Annotated in this window: 16 protein-coding genes; 6 read left to right on the plus strand and 10 right to left on the minus strand. The window is 67.2% G+C overall.

Annotation, left to right across the window (positions count from 1 at the left end):
* The first annotated feature begins 136 nt into the window (after positions 1-136).
* On the plus strand, positions 137-283 hold the full coding sequence (locus FHY04_RS07885) for a hypothetical protein (protein ID WP_166746496.1): 147 nt from the start codon (positions 137-139) through the stop codon (positions 281-283).
* Between the two features lie 84 nt (positions 284-367).
* Positions 368-1027, plus strand: a complete 660-nt coding sequence (gene msrA, locus FHY04_RS07890; RefSeq protein ID WP_183936036.1) for a peptide-methionine (S)-S-oxide reductase MsrA — start codon at positions 368-370, stop codon at positions 1025-1027.
* 15 nt (positions 1028-1042) lie between these two features.
* On the opposite strand, the gene pdeM is transcribed toward msrA, so the two are convergent.
* Positions 1043-1738 (minus strand): ligase-associated DNA damage response endonuclease PdeM, encoded by a 696-nt coding sequence (gene pdeM, locus FHY04_RS07895; protein WP_183936037.1) that lies wholly within the window; start codon positions 1736-1738, stop codon positions 1043-1045.
* A gap of 124 nt (positions 1739-1862) precedes the next feature.
* Here pdeM and FHY04_RS07900 point away from each other — a divergent pair, with 124 nt between their 5' ends.
* Entirely contained in the window at positions 1863-3827 is a 1965-nt protein-coding gene (locus FHY04_RS07900) for a potassium transporter Kup (RefSeq protein WP_042466152.1), read from the plus strand.
* A 160-nt stretch (positions 3828-3987) separates the two neighbouring features.
* Here FHY04_RS07900 and FHY04_RS07905 read toward each other — a convergent pair whose 3' ends face one another.
* The 3 genes from FHY04_RS07905 to FHY04_RS07915 all read right to left on the minus strand — a co-directional run bounded on the left by FHY04_RS07905 (position 3988) and on the right by FHY04_RS07915 (position 8906).
* Positions 3988-5379, minus strand: coding sequence for a M20/M25/M40 family metallo-hydrolase (locus tag FHY04_RS07905; RefSeq protein ID WP_409349155.1), 1392 nt, complete (start codon positions 5377-5379; stop codon positions 3988-3990).
* 80 nt (positions 5380-5459) lie between these two features.
* Positions 5460-6431 carry an aspartyl protease family protein gene (locus tag FHY04_RS07910; RefSeq protein ID WP_183936039.1) on the minus strand — a complete coding sequence of 324 codons (972 nt, stop codon included), beginning with the start codon at positions 6429-6431 and terminating at the stop codon, positions 5460-5462.
* Between the two features lie 66 nt (positions 6432-6497).
* Positions 6498-8906 carry a ligase-associated DNA damage response DEXH box helicase gene (locus FHY04_RS07915; protein WP_311724122.1) on the minus strand — a complete coding sequence of 803 codons (2409 nt, stop codon included), beginning with the start codon at positions 8904-8906 and terminating at the stop codon, positions 6498-6500.
* A 116-nt stretch (positions 8907-9022) separates the two neighbouring features.
* Between FHY04_RS07915 and FHY04_RS07920 the strand changes: the two genes are divergently transcribed.
* Positions 9023-9628 (plus strand): hypothetical protein, encoded by a 606-nt coding sequence (locus FHY04_RS07920; protein WP_183936041.1) that lies wholly within the window; start codon positions 9023-9025, stop codon positions 9626-9628.
* Positions 9629-9696: 68 nt separating this feature from the next.
* On the plus strand, positions 9697-10695 hold the full coding sequence (locus FHY04_RS07925; RefSeq protein ID WP_183936184.1) for a ligase-associated DNA damage response exonuclease: 999 nt from the start codon (positions 9697-9699) through the stop codon (positions 10693-10695).
* On the opposite strand, the gene FHY04_RS07930 is transcribed toward FHY04_RS07925, so the two are convergent.
* The 6 genes from FHY04_RS07930 to FHY04_RS07955 all read right to left on the minus strand — a co-directional run bounded on the left by FHY04_RS07930 (position 10692) and on the right by FHY04_RS07955 (position 16393).
* On the minus strand, positions 10692-12083 hold the full coding sequence (locus tag FHY04_RS07930) for a DUF418 domain-containing protein (protein WP_260171389.1): 1392 nt from the start codon (positions 12081-12083) through the stop codon (positions 10692-10694). The genes FHY04_RS07925 and FHY04_RS07930 overlap by 4 nt on opposite strands.
* 61 nt (positions 12084-12144) lie before the next feature.
* Positions 12145-13665: an RNA polymerase factor sigma-54 gene (gene rpoN, locus FHY04_RS07935; protein WP_183936042.1), complete on the minus strand. Its 1521-nt coding sequence runs from the start codon at positions 13663-13665 to the stop codon at positions 12145-12147.
* A 4-nt stretch (positions 13666-13669) separates the two neighbouring features.
* The gene (gene lptB, locus FHY04_RS07940; protein WP_031438836.1) at positions 13670-14464 is read right to left on the minus strand and encodes an LPS export ABC transporter ATP-binding protein; all 795 of its coding nucleotides are present in this window, start codon (positions 14462-14464) and stop codon (positions 13670-13672) included.
* A gap of 90 nt (positions 14465-14554) precedes the next feature.
* Positions 14555-15100, minus strand: a complete 546-nt coding sequence (locus tag FHY04_RS07945) for an LptA/OstA family protein (RefSeq protein WP_056406775.1) — start codon at positions 15098-15100, stop codon at positions 14555-14557.
* A 5-nt stretch (positions 15101-15105) separates the two neighbouring features.
* Complete coding sequence (gene lptC, locus FHY04_RS07950) at positions 15106-15771, minus strand: LPS export ABC transporter periplasmic protein LptC (protein ID WP_234387468.1); 666 nt, start codon at positions 15769-15771, stop codon at positions 15106-15108.
* Position 15772: 1 nt separating this feature from the next.
* Complete coding sequence (locus FHY04_RS07955; RefSeq protein ID WP_183936043.1) at positions 15773-16393, minus strand: ribonuclease D; 621 nt, start codon at positions 16391-16393, stop codon at positions 15773-15775.
* Positions 16394-16642: 249 nt separating this feature from the next.
* Between FHY04_RS07955 and FHY04_RS22885 the strand changes: the two genes are divergently transcribed.
* Positions 16643-17491 carry a cold-shock protein gene (locus FHY04_RS22885; RefSeq protein ID WP_183936044.1) on the plus strand — a complete coding sequence of 283 codons (849 nt, stop codon included), beginning with the start codon at positions 16643-16645 and terminating at the stop codon, positions 17489-17491.
* Positions 17492-17524 lie beyond the last annotated feature (33 nt).

Here is a 17524-nt window from a genome sequence, read left to right on the forward strand (position 1 = left end):
CGGATTGGCCACATCGCGTTAATCGACCGTTTCATAAAACGGCATTGTGAAGACGCGGCATCCCCACGACATGCTGGGTCGTAGCTGACGTGATCCACCGGGATCACGCCAAGTCTGATTTCAACAGGAGCGCATGATGCGCAATCTTATCAAGTCGAGCTTTCTCTGGCAGTTTACTGGCGGTTTTGTTCTCGGTGCGCTGGGTCTCCTTGCGTTCCAGCCCGCCGAGGCAACGCAGCCGGTGTATGGCGCGCCCGTGCACACCGCTCCCGCCCAGCGCTGAGCCTGCTGGATCCCGGTGACCGGTCGCCGAAAGGCATTCCGCGCCGGGGCTGGAAACGTCATCGAGACGCCCCACATGATCAACATGCACACGCCCCTTTTCGCAACGCTCGCCGCCGTCGGACTCGCCGGTGCGGTCATCGCCACCGGTTCGGCCCAGGCAGAGCGCGCGGTCATCATCCCGGCCGCGACCGTCGATGTCCCGCGGACGGGCGGCCTGCAGACCGCAGTGCTGGCGGGTGGCTGTTTCTGGGGGCTCGAGGCAGTGTTCGAGCATGTCCGCGGCGTCAAGGGCGTGACCGCAGGCTATGCCGGCGGGACGAAGGCGACCGCGAATTACGAGCAGGTGTCGAGCGAAACCACGCGGCATGCCGAGGCGGTGCGGATCAGCTATGATCCCCGCGTCGTGAGCTACGCCACGCTGTTGCGCGTCTATTTCTCGATCGCGCATGATCCGACGCAGCGCAACCGCCAGGGTCCCGACAGCGGCACCAGCTATCGCTCCGCGATCTTCCCGCAGTCCCCGCAGCAGGCGCAGGTCGCACGGTCCTATATCGCGCAACTCGGTCAGACGCGGGCGTTCGCGCGGCCGATCGTCACGACGCTCGAAACCGGCAGCTTCTATCCTGCCGAAGCCTATCATCAGGACTTTTTCGACCGGAACCCGACGCACCCCTACATCGTCGCCTGGGACAAGCCCAAGCTCGCGGCGTTCCGCAAGGCCTTCCCGACGATCGCCAGCTGACGCTGGCTGATCGCGTCAGGCGGATACGGCGATCCGCGTGTCCGGTCGCTGCGCGGCGACCGGAAACCGCAGCATCCGGTCCGCGACCGGCAACAGCGCCTGCGCACCAGGACCCACCGCGCGGATGATCTCGGGATGGTCGACGTCCAGCCCGCCCGTCAGTGATCCGAAGGCGGGCAGGATCAGCTTGCTCTCCGTCGCGACGAAGCACCGCCGCGCGACTTGCTTGCCGCGCAGCCGAAGCCGCAATTTTGGATGGAAATGGCCCGAGAGTTCGGGTCGGGTTTCACGGGGATCGGCCTCGTGGCGCAGTACCAGGCCATCGACACAGGCCTCGTCGACGACCGTGCCACCGCACCGGTCGAGGATCATCGGGTCATGATTGCCCGTGATCCAGGTCCAGTGCGTCTTTTGCGTCATGGCGCGCAGCATCTCCTGCGCGCGCTGCGGCAGCCGGTCGCAGCCGTCGCTGTCGTGGAAACTGTCGCCGAGACACCAGATCTCGGTCGCGCCGGTCGCATCGAGCACGGCGGCGAGTTCGGTCAAGGTCGCGATCGAATCATAAGGTGGCAGCATCTGGCCACGGCTGGCGAACCAGCTCGCCTTTTCGAAATGCAGGTCGGCGACCAGCAAGGCGTGTCGCGCGGGCCAGTAAACCGCACCTGCCGCCAGCGCCGAAAGCGTGTGTCCGCCGAACGAAAAGGGAACCATCAGGTGGCCATGCCGTCGGTCGACGTTCGAATCAAGCGATTGTGCGGCGCAGCGTCGAACACTTGCGCATGGCTGCAATCGGCGTAAAGCGCGCCGTCCCATCAGGAGGAGCGCTTTTCGCGCCATGTCGTCCGTCGCCGGAACACCCCAGCCCGCTGAAACGTCCACCGATCTGTCGGCGGCGCATCTTCACCCGCATCCGGCGCTCGCCGCGCTGACCGTGGGGGCGATCGGCGTGGTGTTCGGCGATATCGGCACCAGCCCGCTCTATGCCTTCCGCGAAGCGCTCGGCCAGAGCGCTGCGGGCGGGATCGATCCGAGCGAGATTCTCGGCGTGCTCAGCCTGGCGCTGTGGTCGCTGTTCCTCGTCGTCACGGTGAAATACGTCATCTTCCTGATGCGCGCGGACAACCAGGGCGAGGGCGGCGTGCTTGCACTCGCAGCGCTCGCGCGGCGCGCGCTGGGGGTCCGGTCGAAGATCGCGATCGTGCTCGGGGCCGCCGGCGCGTCGCTGTTCTACGGCGATGCGATCATCACGCCGGCCCTGTCCGTCCTCTCGGCAATGGAAGGGCTGCGCACGATCCCGAGCGCGGCGCATATATTCAACGAGGGCGTGGTGCGCGCGTTGACGATCGCGATTCTCATCGTCCTGTTCGTGATCCAGTCGCGCGGCACGGCGCATGTCTCGAAGCTGTTCGGTCCGGTCTGCATCGTCTGGTTCGTCGCGATCGGTGCGCTGGGCGTGTGGCATATCGCCGACGAACCCTCGATCGTCCGCGTCTTCTCGCCGACCTACGGCGTCGCGTTTCTCGCGACCCACGGAGTCACCGGGCTGTTCGTGCTCGGCGCGGTGTTCCTGACCGTCACCGGAGCGGAAGCTCTGACCGCGGACATGGGCCATTTCGGCAAGATGCCGATCCGCATCGGCTGGTTCTTCCTGGTCTTTCCGGCGCTCGCGCTCAACTATCTGGGGCAGGGCGCGTTCGCGCTGTCGCAGCTCGAGGATGCCGCGCGTCGGGGCGTCCCGTTCGTCAATCAGGACTGGTTCTTCCTGATGGCACCCGAATCGCTGCGCCCCGCGCTGATCATTCTCGCGGGCTTCGCGACGGTCATCGCCAGCCAGGCGGTGATCACCGGCGCGTTCAGCCTGACGCAGCAGGCGATCCAGCTCGGCCTGCTGCCGCGGCTACGCATCCGCCAGACATCGGCGGTGTTCGCCGGGCAGATCTACCTCCCCGCGATCAACTGGCTGCTGCTGATCGGCGTGCTGGTGCTGGTGATCCAGTTCAAGACCTCGTCGGCGATGGCTGCGGCGTACGGTATCGCGGTGACCGGCACGATGGTCGTCACCACGCTGCTCGCCTATATCGTCGTGCGGCACCGCTGGAACTGGTCGCGGCCGCTGGCGCTCGCCGCGATCCTGCCGTTCCTCACGCTCGACCTGATCTTCTTCGGCGCGAACATCCTGCGCGTGATCGAGGGGGGCTGGGTGCCACTCGTGATCGCGGCGTCGATCGGGCTGATCATCTTCACCTGGGTGCGCGGCAAGAAGATCGTCAGCGCGTTCGAGAAGCGGCAGAGCATCCCGCTCAGCGACCTCGCCGCCGCGCTCGAGAAGCGCCCGCCCGAACGCGTGTCGGGGACCGCGGTGTTCCTCACCGCCAATCCGCACGCCACGCCCGGCGCGCTGCTCCACAATCTGAAGCACAACAAGGTTCTGCACGAGCGCAACCTGATCGTCAGCATCCGCACCGCGGATCGCCCGTTCGTCGACCAAGCGGGCCGCGCCAAGGTCGAGCGGGTCGATGACAATTTCTCGATCGTCGTGCTGACCTACGGCTTCATGGAATCTCCCGACGTGCCGCGCGATCTCGGCGTCGGCGCGAAGACCGAGCAGCTCGGGCTCGACCCGATGCGGACGTCGTTCTTCATCGGTCGCAACACGCTCAAGCCCGACGCGGAAAAGGGCATGCCGCCCTGGCAGGACCGGATCTTCATGTTCCTGCAGCGCAACGCGAGCGATCCGACCGATTTCCTGCGGATTCCGCCCGGCAAGGTGCTCGAACTCGGCGAGCAGGTGACGGTCTAGACTCCCTCTCCCCTAGGGGGAGAGGGAAGGGGCCCGCACGGCGAAGCCGGGTGGGAAGGGTGAGGGGCTTGAGGCTACGGACGATGATCCCAATGCCCCTCACCCTTCCGTCGCCTGCGGCTCCTCCCTCCCTCTCCCCCGGGGGGAGAGGGACGAGCGGTCATCCCGCGAACGCCTTGACCAGATCGTACAGATAGTCGCGGCCGTCATAGAGCGACGCCACCCGGATCCGTTCGTTCAGGCCGTGGATGCCGCCCATGTCCTTGTCGATGAAGACGCCCGGCGCGCCGTAAACCGGGATGCCGATCGCCTCGAAGAAGATCCCGTCGGTCGCACCGGTCGACATCAGCGGCAGGATCGGCAGGCCGGGGAAGTGCTTGGCCGCGACCTTCGTAACCGGGCCCATGATCTTGGGATCGAGCGTCGGCGGGATCGCGGTCGGCCGGACCGGCTGGTTCGCGGTCACGCTCACCTTGGTACCAGCGAGCGACTTCAGCTTGGCCAGCGTGCCGTCGACCGTCTCGCCGGGGAAGATCCGGCAGTTCACATTCGCGGCCGCGCGCTGCGGCAGCGCGTTTTCGGCATGGCCCGCACTCAGCAGCGTCGCGACACAGGTGGTGCGCAGCGTCGAATGCATCGCCTTGTCGCGGCTGACGATCGCGTCCGCCGCCTTGTCCTGCGGGTTGGCGAGCAGGCGCGTGATCGCGTCGCCCATCGTGCCCGGCATCGCCTTTGCACTCGCGGCGAAGAAGGCGCGCGTCGTGTCGGTGAAGGTCACGGGGAATTCATGGTTCTGCACCGCCTTCACCGCGTCGGCGAGTTCGTAGATCGCATTGTCGGGCGTCGGCTGGGAGCTGTGCCCGCCGGGGTTGGTCGCGGTGAAAGTGTAATTCTGCGCGGCCTTTTCACCGACTTGGATCGCCAGCAACTGGCGCTTGCCAGTATCGTCGAGCCGCCCGCCGCCGCCCTCGTTCAACGCGAATTCGGCAGCGATCAGGTCGGGCTTGCTCGCGGCGAGGTATTGCGCGCCGTTCCACGCGAACGTCGTCTCCTCGCCACAGGTCAGCGCGAGCTTGATCGTCCGCTTCGGCGTGTAGCCCGATGTCTTGAAGCGGATCATCGCGTCGGACCAGATCGCCGCCTGCGCCTTGTCGTCGACGGTGCCGCGCGCATAATAATAGCCGCCTTCCTCGATCAGCGTGAACGGATCGCGCACCCAGTCCTCGCGCTTGGCCTCGACGACGTCGAGATGGCCGAGCAGCAGCATGGGCTTGATCGACGCGTCCGACCCCTTCAGCACCGCGACCAGCCCGCCATCCTTGGGATGCTCGGGCACCGAGAAATAGGTGATGTCGGCATCGGCATAGCCCGCGCTTTTCAGCCGTGCGCCGATCTGCGCCGCGGCCTGAGTGCAACTGCCCGAGGACAGCGTCGTGTTGGTCTCGACCAGCTCCTTGTAGAGTCCGAAGAACGCCTTCTGGTCGGGGCGGCTCTGCGCAAATCCCGTACCGGGCATGGTGACGACACTGGCCGTCAGCATCACTCCCGCCATCACCCTGCTTACTGCGCGCATCGTCGTCCCCTTGATCGTTTATTGCAGCAGCGTTGCAGCGAATGATCGATCACGCAACCTCAACGCTGCGTGACATTGCGCGGCAGGGCAAGCCGCACCTCGCGATTGGCAAAGTCGATGTCGATGCGGCGGAACAACGTCAGCGCATCCATGCCGAGCAGGATCGCGGGCCGTTCCGCCAGGCCGAACTGGCGAAAGGGCGGGGCGTCGACGGCCGTCAGCGCGATCGGCAGGCTGGTGATCGTCAGGCTGCCGATCATGACGCGATCGATCGTCGAATAGTCCGCCATCACCGTCTGTCCGGTGACACCGGTCAGCGCGATCGATTGCGACCGGACCGGCTTGCGCAACAGCTTGCGGCGCAGTGCGGCATTGCCCATGCTGACCGACGACCCGGTATCGATGATCACGCGGATCCGGACGCCGTTGCAATAGGCGTCGGTGACGACGAGCTGGCCGAACAGGCTGCGCGCCCGGACCACGATCTCGCCCCGCTCGGTTCGCTCGCGGCGGTTGCGCCGGCGGGCGGGCGTCACGGTCATCGTGCGGGTGTCGAAATCGATCCCCACCGCGCGTCCCTGCAGCGTGTCGATCCCCAGCAGCCCCAGCGCACCCAGATTCTGCGCGGCGATCGCGGGCGCTTCGATTGCCGGGCTGTCGATCGTGCCGACCCGTAGCGCCGGGATGATCACGGTCGCGACGCTGTCCGATCCGGTCATGCCCGTGACGCGGACGATCCGGCCGGGCGCAAGCCGCAACACCGCCGCAAGCTCGCGCGAGATCACGGTGCGTTGCGCGCCGGTATCGACGACGAACTTCTGCGGACTGGTGCCCGCGATCGACACGGGCACGGTCATCCTGCTCTCGTCCTGCCCGAACAGCATCACCGTGTTTGCTGCGGATGCTGCATCATCGACCGGTGCAGCATAAGCGGGCGGGGCGGCGGCTTGGGGAGTAGCATCCGGGGCAGACTGCTGGGCCGCAGCCGGGGCAGCGATGATGAGCAACACCGGGCCTGACCACCTGCGCATGACCCGATGCTGCGCCCGAAACCGACGGACGACAAGTCGTTCGTCCCTGGTTCGTCTCGGGTCCGTTCAGTCGATCCGCATCGCCTCGGCCGCCAACGCCTCCGCCTCGATCAGCAGGGCATCGTCGGACGTGTTGGTGGCGACCTTCTCACGCCCGATCAGCGTCAGGATCGGCACCGCGAGCGGCGTCACGCGCTCGAGATCGACATGCAGCATCGTCTCCGCCGCACGGTCGAGCAGCCCGGCCAGGCGCCCGACATCGGTCATCCGCGCGCGCGCATCCGTCCAGGCGGCTTCCAGCAGCAAATGCGTCGGCTCGTATTTGCGCAGCACGTCATAGATCAGGTCGGTCGAGAAGGTGACCTGGCGCCCGGTCTTGCGCTTGCCGGGATGCTGGCGCTCGACCAGCCCGCCGATCACCGCGACCTCGCGAAACGCGCGTTTGAGCAGATGCGATTGCTGCACCCAGTCGACGAACTCATGTTCGAGGATGTCGGCGGAGAACAGCGATGCCGGGTCGGTGATCTTGTCGATCCCGTACACCGCCAGCGCATAGTCGTTCGCGACGAAGCCGAGCGGTTTGAGCCCCTGCGTCTCCATCCGCCGCGTGATCAGCATGCCGAGCGACTGGTGCGCGTTCCACCCCTCGAAGCTGTAGGCGACCATGTAATGCCGCCCCTCGCGCGGGAAGGTCTCGACGAGCAGCTGCCCGGGTTCGGGCAGGACCGAGCGCAACCGCTGATATTCGAGCCATTCGCGCACATCGTCGGGAAACCGCGCCCATTCGCCGGGATGCGCGAGGAAGCCGCGGACGCGGTCGGCGAGGTTGGTCGACAGCGGCATCCGGCTGCCGCCATAGGTCGGGATCCGCGCAGGCTTGGAGGTCGCGCGGACGACCAGGTCCTCGGTGTCCATCTTGATGACTTCAAGGCTGAGCCCGGCGAAGAAGAAGGTGTCGCCGGGGCTGAGCTGCGCCGCGAAGCCTTCCTCGACGCGGCCGAGCGCGCGGCCATTGCCGAACCGCACGTTGAGCATCGTCGCCTCGACGATGATCCCCGCATTCAGCCGGTGCTGGCCGATGAACTTGGGGTGGCTGATCCGCCATGTGCCGTCCGCATCCTGCGTCAGCCGCTTGAACCGGTCATAGGCTTTGAGCGCATAGCCGCCGTCGCTGATGAAGCCGAGCACGCGCGAGAAGGTCTCGGCCGGCAGCGCGGAATAAGGGAGGGCCGAGCGGACCTCGTCGAGCAGGTCCTCCTCGCGGAACGGCGCGGCGCAGGCGCACGCCATCACATGCTGCGCCAGCACGTCGAGCGCGCCGACGCGGAACAGGTCGGGATCGAGCTCGCCCGCTTCGACCGCGTCCAATGCGGCGCGCGCCTCGAGATATTCGAACCGGTTGCCGGGGACGAGGATCGCCTTGCTCGCCTCGTCGAGCCGGTGATTGGCGCGGCCGATCCGCTGGAGCAGCCGCGACGAACCCTTGGGTGCGCCCATCTGGATCACGCAGTCGACATTGCCCCAGTCGACGCCGAGGTCGAGGCTGGCGGTCGCGACCAGCGCGCGCAGCTTGCCCTCCGCCATCGCGCCCTCGACCTTGCGTCGTGCCTCGCGCGCGAGGCTGCCGTGATGGACGCCGATCGGCAGCGTGTTCGCATTCACCTTCCACAGATCCTGGAAGATCAGCTCGGCGAGGCTGCGCGTGTTGCAGAACACGATCGTCGTCGCATGTTTCTCGATCTCCGCCATCACCTGCTCGGCGGCATAGCGGCCCGAATGGCCCGACCACGGAATGCGACCCTCGGGCAGCAGGATCGCGATGTCCGGATCCGCGCCCGCCTCGCCCTGCACCATCGCGACCTGGTCGATATCGCCGTCGGGAGCGAGCCACGCGCGATAGCCGTCGGCATCCGCGACCGTCGCCGACAGCGCGACGCGGCGCATGCCCGGCGAGATTGTCTGCAACCGCGCCATGCACAGCGAAAGCAGGTCGCCGCGCTTGCCGGTCGCAAACGCATGGACCTCGTCGATCACGATCGTGCGGATGCCCTCGAACATCGTGATGCTGTCGGGATAGCTCAGCAGCAGCGAGAGCGATTCGGGCGTCGTCAGCAGGATCTGCGGCGGTTTCACGCGTTGCCGCGCCTTGCGGTCCGACGGCGTGTCGCCGGTGCGAGTCTCGACGCGGATGTCGACGCCCATCTCCTCGATCGGCGTCAGCAGGTTCCGCTGGACGTCGACCGCGAGCGCTTTCAGCGGCGAGACATAGAGCGTGTGGAGCCCGCTGGTCGGCTCCTCGATCAACTCGGCGAGCGTCGGCAGGAAGCCAGCGAGCGTCTTGCCGGCCCCCGTCGCCGCGACCAGCAGCGCGTGGTGCCCGGCGCGCCCCTGCGCCAGCATGTCGGTCTGATGCCGGCGCGGCCGCCAGCCCCGTGTCGCAAACCAGTCGTCAAGTTGGGGGGGAAGGTCGCTCACGGCCTGTTCACGCATGGTCGTCATATGGGTGCACTATGCCGCAACGCCATGGACGGCGCTCACCCGGTCGGCAATTTGTCGGACCATCGATCTGTTTAGCCTGTGAAAGACCAACCTTGTCGATTCTTCGCCATCTCGCGCCGCTGTCCCTGATCGCGCTGTTGCCCTTTGCCAATGCGACGGCGGCGACGCAGAAGTTCGTCGGCGCAGGCGGCACCGTTCGCCTCGCCTATCCGTCGACCCTGCCCCCGACGCGCAACTTTGCAGGTCGCGCGTTGATGACCAGCGGCTGGCGGACGATGTGGGACGGCACGCTGCCCGGGCGGGGCGTCGGCATCGTCCGGTTCTGGCAGGTCGCAAAGCCGACCGACGGGCAGGGGCAGGTGACCGAGATGATCCAGGTCGGCTTCAGCCGGAGCACGGCGGTGATCGCGCGCTGCACCACCGACGGGCTGACATCGGCGAACAGCCGCCGCCTCGCCGATCGCACGCTCGGCGGTCAGCGCTGGACGACCTATGAGACGGGCGATGCCGGGATGAGCCAGCAGGTCCGAGCGCTCACGCTGCGCAGCGTCATTGGCGGCACCTGCTACGCGGTCGACCGGATCACCTATGCGGCCAAGGCGGGATCGCCGCCGCCGCGCAATGCACCGACCCAGGCGGTCGCCGCGGCGCGGATGGATGCGATCCTGAAGTCGGTCAAGGTCGGCCGGCGGCGCTAGGCGGCCGCGTATGTGCCGCTCTGCTGCCACGCGTGGCACCGCAGCCGCGGCTCGGGCGTAGTAGCGTGATGGCAAAACTCGGCGACTGGCTCGAACCGCACCCGCACGGCATCCTCGTCAAGCCGATCGACGCGTGGATCGATCCGTCGATCCCGAGCGAAAGGGCGCTCGTCACGCACGGTCATGCGGATCATGCGCGCGGCGGCCATGCCGCGGTCTGGGCGACGCCCGAGACGCTGGCGATCATGGACGCGCGCTATGGTCCGCAATCGGGTCATCCGGTCGCCTATGGCGAGACGATCCGCATGGGCGAGGTCGATATCGGTTTCGTCCCCGCCGGCCATGTGCTGGGTTCGGCGCAGATCGTGCTCGACTATCGCGGCGAACGGGTCGTCGTCTCGGGCGATTACAAGCGGCGGAGCGATCCGACCTGCACGCCGTTCGAGCCCGTCAAATGCGACGTGTTCGTCACCGAGGCGACCTTCGGCCTGCCGGTCTTTCGCCACCCCGATACCGGCGACGAGATCGACAAGCTGATCGCCGCATTGCACGCCAATCCCGACCGCTGCGTGCTGGTCGGGGCCTATGCGCTCGGCAAGGCGCAGCGCGTGATCGCCGAACTTCGCGCGCGCGGGCACGAGGCGCCGATCTACATTCATGGTGCGCTCCAGCGGCTGTGCGATCTCTACGTCGATCACGGCGTCCGTCTCGGCACCCTGCTGCCGGTTGCGGACGCCAAGAAGGCCGACATGGCGGGGCATGTCGTGATGTGCCCGCCCGGCGCGCTCAACGATCGCTGGTCGCGGCGCCTGCCCGACCCGATCACCGCGATGGCGAGCGGCTGGATGCGCGTCCGCGGGCGCGCGCGGCAGAAGAATGTCGAATTGCCGCTGATCCTGAGCGACCATGCCGACTGGGACGAGCTCATCGACACGCTCGCCGAGATCGCACCGCGCGAAGTATGGGTCACGCATGGCCGTGAGGATGCGCTCGTCCACTGGTGCATGACCCGCCAGATCAAGGCGCGCGCGCTGGCGCTGGTCGGGTTCGAGGACGAGGATGACTAGGCGGATGCCGGCCGCATGGCGGGGGTGATACGTGTTTTGCGCCACGGCAACCGGCGCCGCTCGAGAAGCGACCGCCACGCCCATTCGACCGGCGCGATGCCGAACGTGCGCAGATAGGCATTGGCGAGCCACAACAGGCTGATATTGATCGCCAGCGCGATCCCCATCAGCGCGGCCCATCCGAACTGGCCGTACAACCCCAGCGCGAAGGGCGGGAACAGGATCCACAGGCCGATGATCGTCTGCAGCACGTAGAGCGACAGCGCGGTCCGGCCGGCGGCGGCGAAGGGCCGCAACAGCCGCGCGCCGAGGATCGTCCCGACCAGCAGATGGACGGCGCCGACATGGCCGAGTGTCATCGCCAGCCGGCTGACCTCCGCGGTCGCCCAGAGCGTCTTCGGCGCGGTATCGAAGCGCATCTGCTCCGCCGCGCCGATCATCCGCAGCGGGATCGCGATCCCGTAAGCGACCAGCGTCATCCGCGCATAGAAGGCGCGCGATCGTCCGCCCTGCAGGATGCCGAGCCTGTACAGCGCCGCGCCGATCAGCATCACGCCGGCCGCTTCCCACACGAACACCAGCTCGAGCCCACGGCTCTGCAGATAGGCGATGACGCTCCACTGATACGCCGCCCAGGTCATGAAGCTGCCCGTACGCGCCTTGTCCTCGGCGGCGATCCGCGCAGCATCCTCGGCCTTGGTCTTGGCGCGTCTTGCAGCCCCCTCGGCGACCTTGGTCAGCAGCGTGCGGTCCGCGGCGGTGACCGGTCGCCCGGCGCGCTGCGCGCTTTCGATCGCGGCGACCTGCGCCTGGGTCTGCGTGGTGGAGACATAGCCGTAGGTGCCGCCGGCGAACTGCAGCGCCGCCGCCGACAGGCCGATGGTCAGAAGCAGGCGGGGGCGCAGTCCGCGAAACAGGAAGGCGATCAGTGCCGCGAGGCCATAGGTGTGGAGGATGTCGCCCGGCCACAGCAGGACGAGGATGTGCACCACGCCGAACGCGAACAGCAGCAGGTTGCGCGCATAATAGCGCTTCATCACCACGCGCGTCCCCGCCAGCTGCGCGGCGCGGTCGGTCAGGATCACCATCCCGGCGCCGAACAGCATCTCGAGCATGCAGCGGGCGGTGCCGTTGGCGATCACCTCGCGCAGCCACCAGGCGATCTGGTCCTGTGTGGTCCAGCCGAAATGCCGGATATCGTCGAATGACGCGTAGAGCGACCCGCCCATGTCGTTGATGTTCATGAACAGGATGCCCAGGATCGCGATCCCGCGCAGGATATCGAGCACCGCGATGCGTGGCGCGCCATCGGGCTCGGCCGCGATCATCGGTGGGGAGGTCGCGACGCGCTCGGCGTCGCCATCACGGCTGGCGGAAAGGTCGTTCATCGGTCTGGGCCCCCCCGTGATGCAAGCCGGACGCTACGCCGATCCGGTGCGAAGGCAAGCTTCAGCCCGTACCCTCGAGCGCGCGCGCCCGGCGGCGTTGTACCGAACTGCCGATGCCGAGCGCCTCGCGATATTTGGCGACGGTGCGCCGGGCAATGTCGAAGCCCTTGCCGTCGAGCAATTCCACCAAAGTATCGTCGGACAGGATCTTGGCACCCTCGTTCGCGATCAGCGCCTTGATCGCGCTCTTGACCGCCTGGGCCGACACCGCATCGCCGCCATCCGCCGACTGGATCGCCGAGGTGAAGAAATATTTCAGCTCGTACAGGCCGCGCCCGCACGAGACATATTTGTTGCTGGTCACGCGGCTGACGGTCGATTCGTGCATCTCGATCGCGTCGGCTACCATCCGCAACGTCATCGGCCTGAGATGTGCGACGCCGTGGAGAAAGAACGCCTCCTGCTGCTTCACGATCTCGGTTGCGACCTTGATGATCGTGCGCTGCCGCTGGTCGAGCGCCTTGACCAGCCAGTTCGCGCTGGCGAGACACTCGCTGAGCCACGCCTTCGACGCCTTGTCCTGCTCGCCGCGCGCCAGTTCGGTGTAATAGCTGCGGTTGACGAGGATGCGCGGCAGCGTCGCGGTGTTGATCTCGATGCTCCACCCGCTCTTGGTTCGCGCGACGAACAGGTCGGGCACGACCGCGCGGCTCGGTTCGCCGCCGAACCGGCATCCGGGCTTCGGATCATAGCCGCGCAGCTCGCGGATCATGTCCGCCATATCCTCGTCATCGACCTGGCACAGCCGTTTCAGGCGCCCGATCTCGCCCCGCGCCAGCAGGTCGAGATTGTCGATCAGCCGCGCCATGCAGGGGTCATAGCGATCCGCCTCCCGCGCCTGGATCGTCAGGCATTCGGCCAGGTCGCGCGCGCCCACCCCGGTGGGGTCGAAGGTCTGGATCACCGCCAGGACATGCTCGACCCGGGCGAGCGCGACGCCCAGCCGGTTGGCGATCTCGAGCAGCGGCACGGTGAGATATCCCGCCTCGTCGATCTGGTCGATCAGATGCGCCGCGACGAACGCATCGTCCGCGGCGATCGCGGGGCCCGCCTGTGCCAGCAGATGATCCGCAAGGCTGAGTCCGGTATCGGCAAAGCCGTCCAGATCGAGACCGTTCCCGTCGCCATCGCTGCCACCGCCCGCGCCGGCCCCGCTCATCGACAGCGCGCCGTCGGTGCCGCTGCCACCGTCGGCGACGCTGTCCTGGTGATGGCTCTCGGTCGCATAGTCGATGTCGAGCGCGGGCTCGTCGCTGCCGACACTGCCGCTCACCAGCTCGTCGGCGGCGACGCGTTCGTCGCGGGGGGCGGCGTCGTCAGGTTCCGGTCCGGCGTCGCGGTCGGGTCTGTCGCCATCGTCCGCAGCGCCCGCCTCGAGCAGCGGATTGCGCTCGATCTCCTCGGCGATGAACCCCTCGATCTCCAGGTTCGACAGCGCCAGCAGCTTGATCGCCTGCTGCAATTGCGGGGTCATCACCAGCGACTGCGATTGGCGAAGGTCCAGGCGAGGCGCGAGGCTCATGACACTAGAGCGAGAAGCCCTCGCCCAGATAGAGGCGGCGGACATTCGCGTCGGCGACCAGTTCGGCCGGGCTGCCCGAGAACAGCACGCGGCCATCGTAGATGATGTAGGCGCGGTCGACGATGTCGAGCGTCTCGCGGACATTGTGGTCGGTGATCAGCACGCCGATATCGCGGCGCTTGAGATCCTTCACGAGGTCACGAATGTCGGCGATCGAGATCGGATCGATGCCCGCAAACGGTTCGTCGAGCAGCATGATCGACGGCTCGGCGGCCAGCGCGCGGGCGATCTCCGCGCGGCGACGCTCGCCGCCCGACAGCGCCATCGCGGGTGCGGCGCGCAGCCGGGTCAGGCCGAACTCCTCGAGCAGCGTGTTCAGCTTGCGCTCGCGCACCGCCTTGTCGGGCTCGGACAGCTCGAGCACCGTCAGGATGTTCTTCTCGATCGTCAGCCCACGGAAGATGGAGGTTTCCTGCGGCAGATAGCCAAGCCCCAGGATCGCGCGCCGATACATGGGCAGGCGCGTGATATCGTCGCCGTCGAGCATGATCCGGCCCGAATCGGGCTTCACCAGCCCCATCACGGAATAGAAGCACGTCGTCTTGCCGGCGCCGTTCGGCCCGAGCAGCCCGACCACCTCGCCGCGCCCGACAGATACCGATACGTCGGTCAGGACGGTGCGCTTGTCATAGGATTTGGCGATCGACACGACCTGAAGGCCGTTGGTCGTCGGCGCTTCGACGATCGCGTCGCCGTGCGGGCCGGGGGTTTCGATCGGGGGCAGCGTGGGGGCATCCATCAGGCTTTGGCCTTGCTGAGGGCGGGCGGGTAAAAGCGGCGGGCGGTCGGCTGGCGGGGTTCGCAGATGACCGGCGGTGCGCGCATCGGATCAGTTGCGCTTGGGAACCGAGAAGGTGCCCGTCACGCGCCCGCCCGTCTGGGTCACGGTGCCGCCGCTGGCGGTTGCGCCGCCGCTGCCGCGGACCGACGATCCGTCGATCACCGCGCGGCCGGTGTCGAGGTTCATCGTCAGCCGCCCGCCATTCACGGTGTTGCCACCCTGGGTCAGCGTCACCGCGCCGAGCATCGTGATCACCCGCCGGTTGAGGTCGTAGATCGCATATTGGCTCTTCGCGGTCTGGTCCGGCCGGCGCACCGTCACGCCGCCCGACGCGTCGAGGCGCGACACCTGCGGGTTCCCGCCGACCACTTCGCCGGTATAGGCCACCGTCATCCGCGCCGAATTCAGCGTCATGTCCGCCTGCTTGACCGACACGCCCCCGCTCAGCACGGCGCGGTTCGCCTTGTCCTGAAGCTCGATATGATCCGCGCCGAAATCGATCGGCGCGTTCGAGTTGTGCGCACGTTGCGCGGAGACGCCGGTCGCCGCGAGCGCGGAGAGCATCAGGAGGACGGAGCTTGGTATGAGGCGCATGGCGGCTATTTCGGCCCTCGCGGCACGATCCGCAAGCGCGCATTGCCGTCGAGCCTGACGGTGCGGGCTTCCAGATCGGCATGCAGCTTGTTTGCACTGAACACGCCCTGCGGCACCGTTCCCGTCACCGCACTGCCGCTGTCCATCGTCCGCGCGCGCATGTCGAGCGTCGCATTGGTGGTTTTCAGGTCATAGCCGTTGGGAGCGGTGACGTTGAGCGGGCCGTTCAGCTGCACCTTCTCGGTGTCCATGTCGTAGCGCCCGGAATTCGCCTTGATGTTGGCGGGGCCGTCGGCGAGCTGGAGCTGCGCGCTCAGCGTGTTGAGCTGCACGATCGGCTCGGCCGAGCTCTTCTGGATCGCCGAGCGGGCGTCGAGCGTGAACGCCTGGCCCTTCGAATCCTGCCCGCGATATTGCGCGGCCTGCAGCTTCATGCGCTCCTGCGCGACCTCGACCTTGTTCTTGTCGAGCACGAACGAGACGTCGCCGCCCGCGGTCAGCGGCGCCATCACCAGGAATGCGGTCAGCACGCCGATCGCGGTCGGCAGGCCGAGTCGCGCGAGCCCGACGACGCGGTCGTGGCGACTGCCCGGCGCCGCCCAGACCTGACGCGGCGAGCGGGCCTGCCGGATCGTCTTCGCCGATGCGTCGGACGGGGGCGCCATGGTCATGTCAGGCGTGCGCGAAGATGTCGATCTCGGGCCATCCGGCGAGATCGAGCGCGGCCCGGGTCGGCAAAAAGTCGAAGCATTTCTGCGCGAGCTCCATGCGGCCTTCGCGAATCAGCCGCTTGTCGAGCTCTTCCTTCATCCGGTGCAGGAAGCGGACGTCGGACGCGGCATAGTCCTTCTGCGCCTCGCTGAGCTGCGGGCTCCCCCAGTCGGAGGATTGCTGCTGCTTCGACACGTCCTGGCCCAGCAGTTCGCGGACCAGCTCCTTGAGCCCGTGCCGGTCGGTATAGGTCCGGACCAGTCGCGACGCGATCTTGGTGCAATAGGCCGGCGCCGCGACGACGCCAAGATAATGCTGGACCGCGGCGATATCGAATCGTCCGAAATGGTAGAGTTTCAGCCGCTCCGGATCCGCGAGCAGCGCCTTGAGGTTGGGCGCCGCATAGTCGCTGTCGGCCGCGAACCGGACGAGATGTTCGTCCGCGCCGCCATCCGAAAGCTGCACGACGCAGAGCCGGTCGCGCGGCGTGATGAGGCCCATGGTCTCGGTGTCGACGGCGATCGAGGCGCCCGATGCGAAGATCCCGGACGGGATGTCGCCTTCATGAAGATACACTGTCATGCGGTGGCCCTAGCGGTCGGGGGCGCCTTGCTCAATGGTCCTCCGCGATGACGCGGGTGCGCCATGCTTTTGCCGCGATCATCGCCAATGGAGCAAGCGGACAAGATTCTGTTCGCGATAGCTTGATTTTTGCGCTATGCCCTTCCCCAAGGCGCAAAAGGTTTCGCGCCCGAGGGCCCGCGTTCGTCGTCCGGACACGCCGGCTTTTGGAGAGATTTTGCGGGCGAACCGGGAAGACGATCAGGGCTTATGGGTTTCGATAAAGGTGGCCGCGGGAACCGTGGCGGGCGTGGCCGCGACAAGCGCGACAGCTTCGGCGGCGGCAGCGACGATTTCGGCGGCGGCAGCAGCTTCGGCGGCGGCGGTGACCGGTTCGGCGGCGGCGGCAGCAGCTATGGTGGCGGTGGCAGCAGCTACGGCGGCGGCAGCAGCTTCGGTGGCGGCGGTGATCGCTTCGGCGGCGGCGGCGGTGGCGGCGGTGGTTACCGCGGCGGCGGCGGTGGCGGCGGCTTCAGTGGCGGCGGCGGTGGCGCCGGGCGCGGCATGCCCCCCCAGGTCGTTGGTGAAGGCACCGGCGTCGTAAAGTTCTTCAACGCACAGAAGGGCTTCGGCTTCGTCGTTCGCGATGACGGCGGCGAGGACGTGTTCGTGCACATCAGCGCAGTCGAGCAGGCCGGCATGGTCGCTCTCGCCGAGGGTCAGCCGCTCGGCTTCACGCTCGTCGATCGCGGCGGCCGCATCTCGGCAACCGATCTCAAGATCGATGGCGAGCCGATGGCCGTTACCGATCGTGGTCCGCCGCGTGATCGCGATGCCGGCCCGGGTGCACCCCGTGGCGGTGCCGATCGTGGTGCAGGCGGCGCCCCGCAGCGCCAGCTGACCGGTGAGAAGGCAACGGGTACGGTCAAGTTCTTCAACGCGATGAAGGGCTTCGGCTTCATTCAGCGCGATGATGGCCAGCCTGACGCGTTCGTGCACATTTCGGCGGTCGAGCGTGCCGGCATGGCCACGCTGAACGAGGGCGACAAGCTCGAGTTCGAGCTCGAAGTCGATCGTCGCGGCAAGTATGCAGCGGTCAACCTGAGCGCAGGCGGCTAATCCCGTCCGTCCGGTCATCGGGGTTTTTCGAAC

It is taken from the genome of Sphingomonas sp. BK481 (assembly GCF_014194875.1).
Taxonomy (GTDB): domain Bacteria; phylum Pseudomonadota; class Alphaproteobacteria; order Sphingomonadales; family Sphingomonadaceae; genus Sphingomonas; species Sphingomonas aerolata.